Source organism: Burkholderia territorii (assembly GCF_902833055.1).
Taxonomy (GTDB): Bacteria; Pseudomonadota; Gammaproteobacteria; order Burkholderiales; family Burkholderiaceae; genus Burkholderia; species Burkholderia territorii.
In genome coordinates this window covers 707,399-720,740 of record NZ_CADFEJ010000001.1, presented here as the reverse complement: position 1 = coordinate 720,740, position 13,342 = coordinate 707,399, and the positions used below count along the sequence as shown (strand labels likewise).

General features: G+C 68.9%; 13 protein-coding genes. 4 read left to right on the top strand and 9 right to left on the bottom strand.

Annotated elements, in window-relative coordinates:
* Positions 1-116: 116 nt before the first annotated feature.
* Entirely contained in the window at positions 117-1,337 is a 1,221-nt protein-coding gene (locus HW466_RS03160; protein WP_059507340.1) for a porin, read from the top strand.
* 171 nt (positions 1,338-1,508) lie between these two features.
* Here the strand turns inward: HW466_RS03160 and HW466_RS03155 are convergent, their stop codons facing one another.
* The 5 genes from HW466_RS03155 to HW466_RS03135 are packed head-to-tail and all read right to left on the bottom strand — an operon-like array spanning position 1,509 to position 6,789.
* Positions 1,509-2,999, bottom strand: a complete 1,491-nt coding sequence (locus tag HW466_RS03155; protein WP_174905399.1) for an efflux transporter outer membrane subunit — start codon at positions 2,997-2,999, stop codon at positions 1,509-1,511.
* Between the two features lie 10 nt (positions 3,000-3,009).
* The gene (locus HW466_RS03150) at positions 3,010-4,164 is read right to left on the bottom strand and encodes an ABC transporter permease (protein ID WP_151006740.1); all 1,155 of its coding nucleotides are present in this window, start codon (positions 4,162-4,164) and stop codon (positions 3,010-3,012) included.
* The gene (locus HW466_RS03145) at positions 4,161-5,132 is read right to left on the bottom strand and encodes an ABC transporter ATP-binding protein (protein ID WP_059793619.1); all 972 of its coding nucleotides are present in this window, start codon (positions 5,130-5,132) and stop codon (positions 4,161-4,163) included. Before HW466_RS03145 ends, HW466_RS03150 begins: the two co-directional genes overlap by 4 nt.
* Positions 5,129-6,094 carry an HlyD family secretion protein gene (locus tag HW466_RS03140; protein ID WP_081071922.1) on the bottom strand — a complete coding sequence of 322 codons (966 nt, stop codon included), beginning with the start codon at positions 6,092-6,094 and terminating at the stop codon, positions 5,129-5,131. The genes HW466_RS03145 and HW466_RS03140 overlap by 4 nt, the downstream gene beginning before the upstream one ends.
* Complete coding sequence (locus HW466_RS03135; protein WP_151006563.1) at positions 6,091-6,789, bottom strand: TetR/AcrR family transcriptional regulator; 699 nt, start codon at positions 6,787-6,789, stop codon at positions 6,091-6,093. The genes HW466_RS03140 and HW466_RS03135 overlap by 4 nt, the downstream gene beginning before the upstream one ends.
* Between HW466_RS03135 and HW466_RS03130 the strand changes: the two genes are divergently transcribed.
* The gene (locus HW466_RS03130) at positions 6,788-6,934 is read left to right on the top strand and encodes a hypothetical protein (protein ID WP_155627701.1); all 147 of its coding nucleotides are present in this window, start codon (positions 6,788-6,790) and stop codon (positions 6,932-6,934) included. The two genes, HW466_RS03135 and HW466_RS03130, sit on opposite strands and share 2 nt — an antisense overlap.
* 143 nt (positions 6,935-7,077) lie before the next feature.
* Here the strand turns inward: HW466_RS03130 and HW466_RS03125 are convergent, their stop codons facing one another.
* From HW466_RS03125 to pdxR, 3 genes are all read right to left on the bottom strand, one after another.
* Positions 7,078-7,500, bottom strand: coding sequence for a cupin domain-containing protein (locus HW466_RS03125; protein WP_151006564.1), 423 nt, complete (start codon positions 7,498-7,500; stop codon positions 7,078-7,080).
* Between the two features lie 13 nt (positions 7,501-7,513).
* Positions 7,514-7,951, bottom strand: coding sequence for a carboxymuconolactone decarboxylase family protein (locus HW466_RS03120; protein WP_059507346.1), 438 nt, complete (start codon positions 7,949-7,951; stop codon positions 7,514-7,516).
* A 95-nt stretch (positions 7,952-8,046) separates the two neighbouring features.
* Positions 8,047-9,528 carry a MocR-like pyridoxine biosynthesis transcription factor PdxR gene (gene pdxR / locus HW466_RS03115; RefSeq protein WP_174905398.1) on the bottom strand — a complete coding sequence of 494 codons (1,482 nt, stop codon included), beginning with the start codon at positions 9,526-9,528 and terminating at the stop codon, positions 8,047-8,049.
* Positions 9,529-9,687: 159 nt separating this feature from the next.
* On the opposite strand from pdxR, the gene HW466_RS03110 reads away from it, so the two are divergent.
* Together HW466_RS03110 and HW466_RS03105 are read left to right on the top strand one after the other, a co-directional pair.
* On the top strand, positions 9,688-10,605 hold the full coding sequence (locus HW466_RS03110; protein ID WP_174905397.1) for a LysR family transcriptional regulator: 918 nt from the start codon (positions 9,688-9,690) through the stop codon (positions 10,603-10,605).
* Positions 10,606-10,750: 145 nt separating this feature from the next.
* Entirely contained in the window at positions 10,751-11,500 is a 750-nt protein-coding gene (locus HW466_RS03105) for an SDR family oxidoreductase (RefSeq protein ID WP_059450205.1), read from the top strand.
* 77 nt (positions 11,501-11,577) lie between these two features.
* Here HW466_RS03105 and HW466_RS03100 read toward each other — a convergent pair whose 3' ends face one another.
* Entirely contained in the window at positions 11,578-13,233 is a 1,656-nt protein-coding gene (locus tag HW466_RS03100) for a glycoside hydrolase family 32 protein (RefSeq protein ID WP_174905396.1), read from the bottom strand.
* Between the last annotated feature and the right edge of the window lie 109 nt (positions 13,234-13,342).

Here is a 13,342-nt window from a genome sequence, read left to right as displayed (position 1 = left end):
TGCACATGTTGGGAAACGATTGGTAATCCGTCAGAATCGCTCCGGCATGTACTCGCACATGTGTCAGTCATAAAACCACACCAGAAAAGAAATCATTCTTTGAGGACGGAGAATCAATGAAAAAGCGCGTCGCTTTCGCCATGACGGCAGCGGGTCTCGCAGCCGCTACCGCCGCCCACGCCCAGAGCAGCGTGACCCTGTACGGTATCGTCGATAACGCTATCGCCTGGCAGAACAACTCGTCGGCAACCAGCGCGGTTTCGGGCGGTCACTCGAAGGTGCAGATGGCCACCGGTATCTGGGCAGGCAGCCGCTTCGGCCTGAAGGGCAGCGAAGATCTCGGCGGCGGCACGAAGGCGATTTTCCAGTTGGAAGCCGGCTTCAATGCGAACAACGGCTCGTCGCAATGGACGAACGGCATCTTCACGCGTCAGGCGTGGGTCGGTCTGACCAACCCGACGTACGGTACGCTGACGGCAGGCCGCCAGTACACCGCGTACTACACGCTGCTGTCGCCGTACAGCCCGACGACCTGGCTGACCGGTTACTACGGCGCGCACCCGGGTGATATCGATTCGCTCGACACCAGCTACCGCGCGAACAATTCGCTCGTCTACATGTCGCCGAAGTTCTACGGCTTCACGGTCGGCGGTTCGTACTCGCTCGGCGGCGTCGCAGGCAGCTTCAACCGCGGCTCGACGTGGAGCGCGGCGATCCAGTACCTGAACGGCCCGGCAGGCATCGCGGTCGGCTATCAGCGCATCAACAACGCGACGCTTGGCGGCGGCGTGTGGGGCGCGAACTCGACCGCGCAAAACGGTCTGGATTCGAACGGCAACGGTGCGGAGCAGGCCGTGTCGTCGATCAACGGCGGCTACAAGACGGCACAGTCGCAGCAACGCGTCGCCGTGACGGCCGGTTACCAGTTCACGCCGGCGTGGGACATCTCGGTGTCGTACTCGAATGTCCAGTACATCCCGGGCACGCTGTCGGCATTCCACAATACGGCAATCTTCAACACGGCGGGCGCCGTGCTGCACTGGAAGGCAGCGCCGCAGTGGGACTTCGCCGCAGGCTACTCGTACACGCGTGCGACCGAATCGAACGGCATCTCGAGCTCGGCCAAGTACCATCAGGTCACGCTGTCGCAGTACTACAGCCTGTCGAAGCGCACGGGCCTGTACGCGGTTGAAGCGTACCAGCACGCCACCGGCAACACGATCAGCGGCCTGACCGGCGGCATCGTGAATGCAACGACGTCGATCGGCGACGGCGTGGGCGCAGGTTCGAAGCAGAACCAGATCGCCGCAGGCGTCGGCCTGATCCACCGCTTCTGATGTCGCGCGGCGCGCGAGCGCCGCTCACGGCATGCGGTATGAAAAAACCGGCCTTCGGGCCGGTTTTTTTGTGGATGCGCGCCGCGCACATGGCACGGGCGCCGTCGTCGGCCGAGCAGCGTCCGACGATGTATGCCCCGGCAGCGCCGGCAGCGCCGGCAGCCCCGGCCGTCACCGGGCCGAATCATCCGACCAGTTCCCCGCCAGCGACTGAAATAGCGCCGCCGTATCGGCAAGCCGGTCGGCCTGCGCGCGCGTGCGATCGAGCGCGGCCTGCAGTGCCTGCCGTTGCGCGTCGAGCAGCGCGAACGTGCTGATCCCGCCTGCCGCGTAACGCTCGCCGGCAATCGCGTTTTCTGCCGTGGCTTCCCGCGCGGCCGTGTCTCGTGCGTCCAGTTCCGCCGCGTCGTGTTCGACCGCGCGCATCGCATCGGCGACCTGCTGGAGCGCCAGCAGCACGGTTTCCCGATAACTTGCGAACGCTGCGTCGTATGCGGCTTCGGCCGCGCGCTTATTCGCGCGCAGTTCGCCGCCGTGAAAGATCGGCTGCGTCAGGCCGAGACCGATATTCCAGACATTGAGGCCGCTCACGATATCCGCGATGCGCGTGCGTTCCGAACCGATCCCCGCTGAAATCGAAAAACGCGGATACAGGTTCGCGCTCGCCACGCCGACGTTCGCGCTCGCCTGGTGCAGCACGGCCTCCGCCGCGCGGATGTCGGGCCGTTCGCGCGCGAGCGTGGACGGCAGCGCGACCGGCAGCGTGTGCGGCAGCGCGAGAGAATCGAGCGCGAGATCGGGCAGCGCGGCGTCGGAAGGCGGCGCGCCCAGCAGGATCGCGAGCTGGTGGCCGGCCTGCGCATGGCGAGTGGCAAGCGGCGGCAGCGACGCCTGCGTCTGCGCGAGCAGCGTGCGCTGCGCATGCACGTCGGCCTGCGATACGCCGCCCGCCGCGAAACGCGCTTCGACGATGCGCAACTGCTGCGCCTGCGCGTCGACGAGCTGGCGCGTGAGCGCAATCTGCTGCGCGAGCGACGCGCGCAGGATCGCGGTCGCGACGACGTTGCCCGCAAGCGTCAGGCGGGCGGCGTCGAGCGTGTACGCTTGATAGTCGACCTGGGCGCGCAGCGCTTCCAGCGCGCGCCGGTTGCCGCCGAACACGTCGAGCACGTACGACACGCTCACCGACGCGTCGTACAGCGTGAACGGCCCCGGATTCGGCACGTTGGCGGGCAGCCCGAACGCGGCGATGTCGACTTTCTCGCGCGTGGCGGACAGGTTCGCGTCGACACGCGGCAGCATCGTCGCACCGGCTTGCGCCGCATGGTTCTGCCGCGCTTCGTCGAGCCGTGCACGGGCCTCGGCGAGCGTCGGGCTGTTTTGCCACGCGGTATCGACGAGCCGGTTCAGCGGCGCCGAATCGAAGCGGGTCCACCAGCGTTGCAGCGTGTGCGCGGCCGGGGTAAACGTCTGCGCGTTGCGGGCCGGGCCGTCGGCCGCGGCCGTCGCCAATGGCGCTTCGTCGCGGGTGTAACGCTGCGTCGACGGCGCGTCGGGCGTGCGAAAATCCGGCCCGGCCGCGCATCCGGCGACGAGCAGCGCAACGACTGCCAATGCGCTGCGGCGCACGGTGCGGAAGACTCGACGCGAAGCCGGTTTCATCGCGCGGCCCCTAATCCAGCGTGCGCCGGTAGAAGCGCAGTGCGATGCCCATCACGACGAGCGTGAAGACCGCGACCGGCCACACGGACGGCCACAGGTCGGCCCAGCCGTTGCCTTTGAGCAGGACGCCGCGCACGAGTCGGTTGAAGTAGGTGAGCGGCAGCAGGTTGCCGACGAACTGCGCCCACTTCGGCATCCCGGCGAACGGGAACATGAAGCCCGACAGCAGGATGTTCGGCAGGAAGTAGAACACCGCGAGCTGCATCGCCTGCAACTGGTTCTGCGCGAGCGACGACAGCGTGATGCCGACCGTGAGGTTCGCGGCGATGAACAACAGCGCCGACAGATAGATCGCGAACACGCCGCCGACGAACGGCACGTCGAACACGTAACGCGCGGCGGCGAGGATGATCGACACCTGGATCAGCCCGATGAACACGTACGGGACGATCTTGCCGGTCATCACCTCCAGCGGCCGCACGGGCGTCGCCAGCAGGTTCTCCATCGTGCCGCGCTCGCGTTCGCGCGTGATCGCGAGGCCCGTCATCATCACCATCGTCATCGTCAGGATCACGCCCATCAGGCCCGGCACGACGTTGTACTGCGTGATGCCTTCGGGGTTGTACAGGCGGTGCAGCACGACGTCGAACGCGGCCGGGCGGCCGTTCAGGTGCGCGAGCGGTCCGGTCAGGTCCTTGTCGGCGACGGGTTGCACGAGGCCGGGCAGCGCGCCGATTGCCGACGCGGTCGCGACCGGATCGGTCGCATCCGCCTCGACCAGCAGCGACGGGCGCTCGCCGCGCAGCAGCCGCTTCGAGAAATCGGCCGGCACGCTCAGCACGAACTGCACGTCGCCCCGCGCGAGCGCGTGCCGTCCGGCCGTTTCGTCGGGCAGCGTCGCGACGATGTCGAAGTACGCGGAATTGCGCATCGCGGCGACGAAGCTGCGCGCGAACGGGCTCGAGTCGGCGACGATCACGGCGGTCGGCAGATGCTTCGGGTCGGTGTTGATCGCGAAGCCGAACAGCGCGAGCTGGATGATCGGCACGCCGACGATCATCGCGAACGTCACGCGGTCGCGGCGCAGTTGCAGGAACTCCTTCAGCACGATGCTCCACCAGCGCGCGACCGAGAACGATTCGCGCAGGCGCGCCCACGCGTTCATGTCGCCGCTCCGCCGGGCGGCGCGGACGCGCGGCCCATCATGTAGATGAACACGTCCTCGAGCCCGGTGTCGATCGGCGCGACCTGCAGCGGGGCGTGGCCGTTTGCCTGCGCGTTCGCCTCCGACGCGACCTGCGCGAGCGTCGCATCGAGCAGCGCGCGATCGCGGCCGCTCACGTGCAGCGTCGAACCGAACACGACCGTCTGGTCGACGCCCGGCATCGTGCGCAGCCGCGCGGACAATTCGGCCAGGTGCCCGCCGGTGACCGAGCGCGTCGACAACTGCTGCGACGCGACGATTTCGCCGGACGTGCCCTGCGCGAGCAACTCGCCGGACGCGATGTACGCGAGCTTGTGGCAGCGTTCGGCTTCGTCCATGTAGTGCGTGCTGACGAGTACCGAGATGCCCTGCGCGGCCAGCCGGTGCAGCTCTTCCCAGAAATCGCGGCGCGCGGCCGGATCGACGCCGGCGGTCGGTTCGTCGAGCAGCAGCAGGTCCGGCTCGTGCAGCATGCACGCGGCGAGTGCGAGACGCTGCTTCCAGCCGCCGGACAGCGCGCCCGTGAGCTGGTCCGCGCGGCTCGCGAGGCCGAGCCCGTCGAGCGCGCGCGACACGGCCGCGCGGCGGTCGGGCATCCCGTACACGCGCGCGACGAAATCGAGGTTCTCGCGGATCGACAGGTCTTCCCAGTACGAGAAACGCTGCGTCATGTAGCCGACCCGCCGCTTGATCTGCGCGCTGTCGCGCACGATGTCGTAGCCGAGGCAGGTGCCGCTGCCCGAATCGGGCGTGAGCAGCCCGCACATCATGCGGATCGATGTCGTCTTGCCGCTGCCGTTCGGCCCGAGGAAACCGAAGATCTCGCCGCGCGCGACGCGCAGCGATACGTCCTTCACGACGTGCTTGTCGCCGAAGCGCTTGTTCAGGCGGTCGACGTCGATCGCATAAGGAGCGGGTGGCGCGTTCATCGCATCCTCACGGCGACCGGCTGGCCCGGGTGCAGCTTCGGCGCGTCGGCGACGGCGGGGCGCGCTTCGACCATGAACACGAGCTTGGTGCGGCTCTCGTTGCTGTAGATCACGGGCGGCGTATATTCGGCCTCGCGCGACACGTAGGTGACGCGCGCGGGCACGTCGGCCGGGCAGCCGTCGCAGCGGATCGCGACGGTGCGCCCCGTGGCGATCGAGGCAACGTCGGACTCCGGCACGAAGAACCGCACCTTCAGGTTCTGCGGCGGCAGCATCTGCACGACCGGATTGCCGGCCTGCACCCATTCGCCGACGCGGTACAGCGTGTCGTACACGCGCCCGGCGGCGGGTGCGGCAACGCGCTTCTGGTCGAGCTTCCATTGCGCTTCGGCGACCGCCGCCTGCGCGGCATCGACTTGCGCGGCCTGCGCGGCCACCTGCTGCGTGCGTCCGGGCAGGCGCGCGACGTCGACCTGGTTCTGCAACTCGCGCACCTGCGCGGCGGTGGTCTGCGCGGCCGTGCGCGAATCGTCGAGCTGCTGCTTCGACAGCCCGCCTGCCGCGTACTGGCGTTCGTCGCGCGCGCGTTGCGCGGCGGCCCGTGCGGCCTGGGCGGTGGCCTGCGCGAGCTGGGCGCGCGTGACCGCGACTTCCGGCGGACGCTTGCCGGTCTGCAGGTCGGCAAGTTGTGCGCGTGCGGCCGCGAGCTGATGCTCGGCCTGCCGCAATGCAGCGGTTTCGTTGACGGCTTCGAGCGAGAACACCGGCATGCCGGCCGCGACGGTCTGGCCGCGTTCGACCGACAACTGCGTCAGCGTGCCCGCTTGCGACGACGACAGGTACACGAATTCGCCTTCGACATAGCCCTGGTAGGTTTCGACGTCGTTCGCCGGCTTTCCGCAACCGGCGAGCAGCGCGACGGCGGCGGCGAGGGCGAACGGCAGCGCGCGGCACACGTTCACGACGGCCTCCGGCGCGAATGTGCATCGCCATCGAGCGTGGCGGCGGGCGGCTGCAAGCCGGAGCCGAGCAGCGCACGCACGTGGCGATGCAGCACGTCGCGATCGATCGGCGGCAGGCCGCGCGCGCTCTGCCACAGCTTCGCGGTGGCGAGCGGCAGCATCACGAGCGCGATGATCGAATGGAACAGGAATGCGGGCTCGAGCGCGGGGTTCAGCGTGCCGGCCTGCTGCGCGGCGCGGATGCGCTCGGCAAAGCGCCCGACATGCTCGAGCGGAATGCGGCGAATCATCCGCTCGCGCAGCAGGCCGCCTTCATGGATGATCTCGCGCAGCCAGATCGACGGCAGCCAGGGCATGCGATGCGTGACGTCGAAGAAGCGGTCGACGAGTTCGGTGACGAGCGCGAACGGATCGTTTTCGATCTGCGGGGCAGTCGGCCGCCACACGAACGCGATGACCTGCGCGAGCCGCTCCTCGACGATCGCATCGAGCAACTGCTCGCGATTCGTGAAGTAGTAATGCACCATCGCCGACGTGACGCCGGCGGCCTCGGCGATCTGCGCGACGGTCGTCGCCGCGATGCCGCGCTCGGCGAACAGCTGCATCGCGACATCGAGCATGTGGTCGCGCAAGTCGAAGTCGTCCACCGACGGGCGGCGCCCGCGCGGTTTGGCGACGGTGGATTTCGCGTTCATGCAGACGACGTTAATTGACGCGTTAGTTAATTTCAAGAAAGTGTTTTCGCCCGCGTTGATCGGGATCAGCCGTGTGTCGAACGGCGGTGCGGGCGAGCGGGGCGGCGGCGCGGCGCAAGGTGCGTGTGCCGGCGTTGGAGTGTAGGAAGCAGTTAATGGGGAAACGACGTGGAACGGCGCACGTACGGTGGAGCGGCGGCGCGCGAGGGTGGCGAGGAAGCCGTGCGTCACAGGCTGGCGCGCGCGACACGCGAGCGTGCCGGTACGGCACGCTCGCCGGAAACGTCGTTACTGATCGATCGGCGACTTCAACGGCTGGCCCTCGCCCGTCAAGCCGAAAACGACGAGTTGCGCGGGCTCGGTCGCGCTCGCGTTGCGCGACAGCTGGTGGCGCGAACCGGGCGGCTCGTACCAGCCTTCGCCGGCGCGATAGCGGCGCACCGGGCCGTCGTTTACCTGCGACAGCACCTCGCCCTTCGCTACGACGGCGAACACCGAGCCGAGGTGCCGGTGTGCTTCGGATGCCTGACCCGGCGCGTAGTCGACGGTCGCGACGACGGCGAGCTTGCCGGGCGCTTCGGGCACAGGCTGTCGCATGATCGCGTGCACGTTGTCGCCGGCATCGTGCGCGCCGGCCGCGGCCGGCAGCGCGACGACGAGCGCGAGCGACATGGAGCGCATCGCGCGGCGGAGCATGAGGCGGGAGCGCATGATCGTCGCCTCCTTACTCGGGCATCTTGCGGAACGCGATTGCGAGGCGGTTCCACGTGTTGATCGTCCCGATCAGGATCGACAGCTCGAACAGCTCCGTATCGCTGAAATGCGGCTTCACGGCTTCCCACACGGCATCCGGCACGTGGTTGTCGGCGATCAGCGTCAGTGCTTCCGTCCACTCCAGCGCCGCGCGTTCGCGCTCGGTGAAGAACGGCGTTTCGCGCCAGGCGACGACCGTGGCCAGGCGGCGGTCGGTCTCGCCGCCTTTGCGCGCATCGGTGGTGTGCATGTCGACGCAGAACGCACAGCCGTTGATCTGCGATGCGCGCAATCGGACGAGTTCGGCGAGCGGCTTCTCGATCGAGCTTTTCGCGATGAATTCCTCGGCATTGCGCATCACCTTGATGGCGTTCGGGCTGGCGGCATAGAAGTTCAGGCGCGGTTGCATGGCGGATCCCTCTTCGGTTGAATGCGCACGGTGGCGCGACAGGACCCACTTTAAGCGCGGGACTGGCCTGCTTGAATGGCCAATTTCAGGAAAAATCAGGTGACCAGTGCCGCACCGTCCGCACTTGCCGAATCGAGCAGCGCGGCCAGTTTCGCGAGCGCGGCGTCGATGCGCAGTGCGTCGATTCCGCCATAGCCGAACAGCAGCCCCGCGCGCGCCGCCGAGCCGACGTGGAACGCGGAGATTCCGTACAGGCCGATGTCGTGCTTGCGGGCGGCACGGATCAGCGCCGCTTCATCGAGCCCGGGTTTCAGATGCGCGGCGAGATGGATGCCGGCGGTCGGCACGATCGGGTCGAACCAGCGCGCGAGGCTGCCGCGCAAGTGCGCGAGCAGCATCTTGCGGCGCGCGTCGTAGTGCTTCTGCACGCGCCGCAGGTGCCGCGCGAAGTCGCCTTCGTGCATGAAGCGCGCGAGCGCCGCCTGCGTGAGCGTGCAGGTATGCCAGTCGACGATCTGCTTCGCCCTGGCGAGCGCGCCGCGCAGCGCGCGCGGCGGAATCGCGTAGCCGATCCGCAGTTCGGGAAAGATCGTCTTCGAGAACGTGCCGACGTACGCGACGAGGCCCGTTCGATCAAGGCTCTTCAGCGATTCCACCGGCCGGCCCTCGAAGCGGAATTCGCCGTCGTAGTCGTCCTCGATGATCACCGCGCGGCGACGCTGCGCCCATTCGAGCAGCGCGACGCGCCGGTCCAGCGTCATCGGCATCCCGAGCGGGAACTGATGCGACGGTGTCACGTAGACGAGGCGTGCGTCGTCGGGCAGCCGCTCGACGACGAGGCCGTGCGCGTCGACCGGCACGCCGATCACCGTCGCGCCGAGCGACGCGAAGGCCGCGCGCGCGGGCGGATAGCCGGGATTCTCGACCGCGACGACGTCGCCCGGCCGCACGACCACGCGCGCGATCAGATCGAGCGCCTGTTGCGCGCCTTGCGTGACGAGCACGTCGTCCCAGCCGCACGCGACCGCGCGGCTGAACGCGACGTAGCGCGCGATCGCGCCGCGCAACTGCGGATCGCCGGCCGGATCGTGGTACTGGCCGGGCCCGCGCGCCTGCTGGCGCAGCGCGTGATGCAGGCAGCGGCGCCACGCGTCGAACGGGAACAGCGTCTTGTCGGTCACGCCGCCGCGGAAGTCGAACGCGGGCGTGCGCTGCGGCGCGGGCATCGCAACGGTGTCGGGCACGTCGTCCCACGGTGCGCGCACGTCGACGGCATGGACGGGCGGCGTGTCCTCGACGAGCGACGGCGCCGATGCCGCCGCATGCGGAACCCGCGCGAGACCGTCGGCGACGAACGTGCCGTCGCCCGCGCGCGTGTTCAGGAAGCCCTCGGCGACGAGACGCTCGAACGCGTCGAGCGTCGTCTTGCGCGACACGCCGAGCTGCTTCGCGAGATCGCGTGTCGACGGCAGCCGGGCGCCGCCTTCGAGCCGCCCGTCGACGATCGCGGTGCGCAGCTGCCGGAAGATTTGCCCGGTCAGGTCGTGGCGGCCTTCGATGCGGATCGCGATGTCCATCGCAGTGGTTACCTCGAATATGGCCAATTGATGCCGATGAGCATACCGGAAGTGCGTGGCCGGCGCGGCATCCGCCGAGCACGCGGCACGATGCCATTCGATTGGACCGCCGCCCGCCGGTGCCTTACGATCCATCCCAACCCCCGACCGGAGTGACCCATGCTGTCCGAAGACGAACTCGCGCTGCTCGATGCGATCCGCGCCACCGGCAGCCTGTCGCGGGCGGCCGCGCGGCTCGGCAAGGCGCCGTCGACCGTATCGCACGCCGCACGGCAGCTCGAAACGCGTTTCGACGCGCTGCTGTTCGACCGGCGCGGCTACCGGCTGCAGCTCACGCCGGCCGGCCAGTTGCTGACCGACGAGGCGTCGCGCCTCGCGCTGGACGTCGCGCGGCTCACGCAGCGCGTGCGGCAGGTGGCGAGCGGCTGGGAGGACCGGCTGTGGATCGTCAGCGACGAGGTGCTGGAGTTCGACACGCTGCTGCCGGTCGTGCGCGCGTTCAATGCGCTCGATTCGGGCGTGTCGCTGCGCTTCACGCACGAAGTGCTCGGCGGCACCTGGGAAGCGCTGCGCGACGGCCGCGCGGATCTGGTCGTCGGCGCGACGAACGAGCCGCCGGCGATTCCCGGTTTCAAATGGTTCGAGCTCGGCGCGATGGAATGGGTGTTCGCCGTATCGCCGCGCCATCCATTGGCGTCGTCGAGCGAGCGGTTGACCCGCGACGCCATTTGCGCGCATCGCGCGGTCGTCGTCGCCGATTCGTCGCGGCGGGCCGTCGGCCGCGCATACGGGCTGCTCGGCGGGCAGGCGGTGCTCGCGGTGCCGTCGATGCGCGCGAAGATCCTTGCGCAGCGCGACGGGCTGGGCGTCGGCTGGGTGCCGCGCCGGCGCGTGGCGTCGCTGCTTGCGCGCGGCGAGCTCGTCGAGAAGGAAACCGCCGATCCGCGCGAGCCGAACGTGCTGTACGTCGCGTGGCGCGGCGAGCGCGACGGTCGCGCGCTGCAATGGTGGCTGGAGCAACTGCGCGAACCTCGGCTCGCGCAGCGCCTGCTCGACGGGATCGACGTGTCGGGCTGAGTGCGTCGGCCGCGCAGCCGACGGACCGGCGCCGCAAACACGTTCGAAGATTTCGAACATGTCCGCCGCGGCGGTCGTACGGCAAGGCCGCGCGCCGCGCGCATCCTGTGTTCACGGTCAACTCACCGGTTCACAGGAGAACATCATGCAACGCTTCGAAGGAAAAACGGTCCTCGTCACGGGCGGCAACAGCGGCATCGGCCTGGCGGCCGCACGCGCATTCGCGGCCGAAGGCGCGCGGGTCATCATCACCGGTCGCGACGAGCAGACGCTCGCCGCCGCACGCGAGTCGCTCGGCGACGGTGCGCTCGCGATCCGCAACGAGGCCGGCAGCGTCGCGTCGGCGCGGGCGCTGGCCGACGCGATCGCGGCCTCCGGCGCGCGGCTCGACGCCGTGTTCATCAACGCGGGCGTCGCGAAGCTCGCGCCGTTCGCGGATATCGACGAGGCGTTGTGGGACCTCGTATTCGACACGAACGTGAAGGGCGCCTATTTCCAGATCCAGGCGCTCGTGCCGCTGCTGAACCGCGGTGCGTCGATCGTGATCAATGGCTCGATCAACGCGCATATCGGGATGCCGGGTTCGTCGGTGTATGCGGCGAGCAAGGCGGCGGTGAATTCGTTCGCAAAGACGTTGTCGACGGAGCTGCTGCCGCACGGCGTGCGGGTGAACGTGGTCAGCCCCGGCCCGGTCCAGACGCCGCTGTACGGCAAGCTCGGGCTCGACGCGGCGACGCTCGACGAGACGGCGGACAAGATCAAGGGCCTCGTCCCGATCGGCCGGTTCGGCACGCCGGACGAAATCGCGTCGACCGTGCTGCACCTGAGCGCGCCGGAGTCCGCGTTCATCGTCGGCGCGGAAATCATCGCGTCGGGCGGGATGGGTCTGCTCTGAGCGCATGACCGGCGGGGCTGCACGGCCACGGCCCGACGCGATGTCGGGCCGCCGAGCCTTGCCGTGCGATCGCATCGCTAGCGCGATGCACAGACGTCATGAACCTCGTCGGCGCGATCGGGGCCGTGAAGCTGCGTCACCGTCAGCCCCGAGAACGTCGCGCTGCCGTGTTCGGCGAACACGGCGACGCGGTCCGCATCGAGCGGCGGAAAGATCAGGTCCGTCAGCGCGACGCGGCCGCCGTTCGCGAACACCTCGACCGATCCGCGATCGACGACGATTTCGAGCCGCAGCTGCCCATGCTCGAGTGGCAGATCGACGATGTGCTCGCGGCTGAACGTGCCGGCGAAAGCCGTTGCGCCGGCGCGCGAGCGGTCGAGCGTCAGCGTGCGCTTCGCCGTGTCGTACACGATCCGGGTGCCGATCGACCCATCCGCCGATCGTCGAACGATCAGGCCCGCGCGGGCCGCGTGCCGCGGCGCGATCGTCACAGTGATGCGCTGGGCGACGCCGCGCGTGGCGTCCGACAGCGCGCGCGTCGCGGACTCGACGTTCAGGTCGCCTTCATGCACGGCGGGCCGCCCGTCGGCCCACGCATCGAACGCGGCGGCCGGCGTCACGACGAGCGTCGGTTCGCCGCCGATCGTCTTCAGCGCGAATTCGCGCGGCAACGTCGCCGCGCCGCGCCACGGCGCCGTCGGCACTTTGGCCGCGTAATCCCAGTTGCTCATCCACGCGATCGCGACGGGCCGTGTGCCCGGCGCGCCGGAGAACGTGCCGGCGGCGTAGAAATCGGCGCCGTGATCGACCCAGCGGAATCGCGCGGGATCGGAACCGGCCGGCGCGACGCGGTCAGGCGTAAACGTGCGACCGTCGAAGTCGCCGACGAAATACATCGCGCCCGAGCCGCCGGCGATCGACCACGGGTTGACGTTGACGATCATCACCCACTTGATGTGCCGCGGATCGTCGTCGACGGGCAGCGGCACCAGGTCGGGCATTTCCCACAGCGCGCCCGCATGCGGCACGTCCGGCAGCGTGAAGTCGCTCAGGAACGACCAGTGAATCAGGTCGTCGGATCGATAGAGCTTCACGACCTGCGCGTCCGCGACCACGGTCGTCATCAGCCAGTAGCGTCCCGGCGCATACCACGACACCTTCGGATCGCGGAACTGCTTCGCCTCGGGATCGAGCGTGAGCACGGGGTTGTGCGCGTAGGGCCGCCACGTCGCGCCGTGGTCGACGCTGTAAGCGAGCGACTGCGCCTGCGTGCCGGGCGCGTGACCCGAGCCGTCCTTGTAGACGCTCGTGTAAAGCGCGACCAGCGGCGTCTCGCCCGGCGCGCCGAGGCCGGAAGTGTTGCGCGTGTCGGCGACGATCGAGCCGGAGAAGATTTCCTCCGTCGCGTTCGCGCGCATCGCGACCGGCTGCTCGCGCCAGTGGACGAGGTCGGTGCTGGTCGCATGGCCCCACGACATGTTGCCCCAGTCATGGCCGAGCGGGTTGTACTGGTAGAACAGGTGATAGCGGCCGTTCTCGTAGACGAGGCCGTTCGGATCGTTCATCCAGTTGCGTTGCGGCGTGTAATGCACGGCCGGTCGCCATTGCGGCGTGCCGTCGGCGGGCGGTGTGCCGCAGCGCGCGGCTGCGGCGTGCGAGCAGGTCGCGCTTGCCGCACACGCGAGCAGCAGCCCGGTCATCCGGAAGTAAAAGCGAAAAAACGTCGATCTCATGCGGGGTTCCGTGCTTCGGCGCGCGAAGCGGGGAAGGAGCGCGCATGCCGCTTGCAGCGGCGGCATGCGCGATTCTGCGAAGGAGGGAGGCGGTGCACACGCGACACGC

Coding starts and splice junctions, on each gene's coding strand:
- HW466_RS03160 (WP_059507340.1), top strand. CDS start 117: ATGAAAAAGCGCGTCGCTTTCGCCATGACGGCAGCGGGTCTCGCAGCC.
- HW466_RS03155 (WP_174905399.1), bottom strand. CDS start 2,999: ATGAAACCGGCTTCGCGTCGAGTCTTCCGCACCGTGCGCCGCAGCGCA.
- HW466_RS03150 (WP_151006740.1), bottom strand. CDS start 4,164: ATGAACGCGTGGGCGCGCCTGCGCGAATCGTTCTCGGTCGCGCGCTGG.
- HW466_RS03145 (WP_059793619.1), bottom strand. CDS start 5,132: ATGAACGCGCCACCCGCTCCTTATGCGATCGACGTCGACCGCCTGAAC.
- HW466_RS03130 (WP_155627701.1), top strand. CDS start 6,788: ATGCAGACGACGTTAATTGACGCGTTAGTTAATTTCAAGAAAGTGTTT.
- HW466_RS03135 (WP_151006563.1), bottom strand. CDS start 6,789: ATGAACGCGAAATCCACCGTCGCCAAACCGCGCGGGCGCCGCCCGTCG.
- HW466_RS03125 (WP_151006564.1), bottom strand. CDS start 7,500: ATGCGCTCCCGCCTCATGCTCCGCCGCGCGATGCGCTCCATGTCGCTC.
- HW466_RS03120 (WP_059507346.1), bottom strand. CDS start 7,951: ATGCAACCGCGCCTGAACTTCTATGCCGCCAGCCCGAACGCCATCAAG.
- pdxR (WP_174905398.1), bottom strand. CDS start 9,528: ATGGACATCGCGATCCGCATCGAAGGCCGCCACGACCTGACCGGGCAA.
- HW466_RS03110 (WP_174905397.1), top strand. CDS start 9,688: ATGCTGTCCGAAGACGAACTCGCGCTGCTCGATGCGATCCGCGCCACC.
- HW466_RS03105 (WP_059450205.1), top strand. CDS start 10,751: ATGCAACGCTTCGAAGGAAAAACGGTCCTCGTCACGGGCGGCAACAGC.
- HW466_RS03100 (WP_174905396.1), bottom strand. CDS start 13,233: ATGAGATCGACGTTTTTTCGCTTTTACTTCCGGATGACCGGGCTGCTG.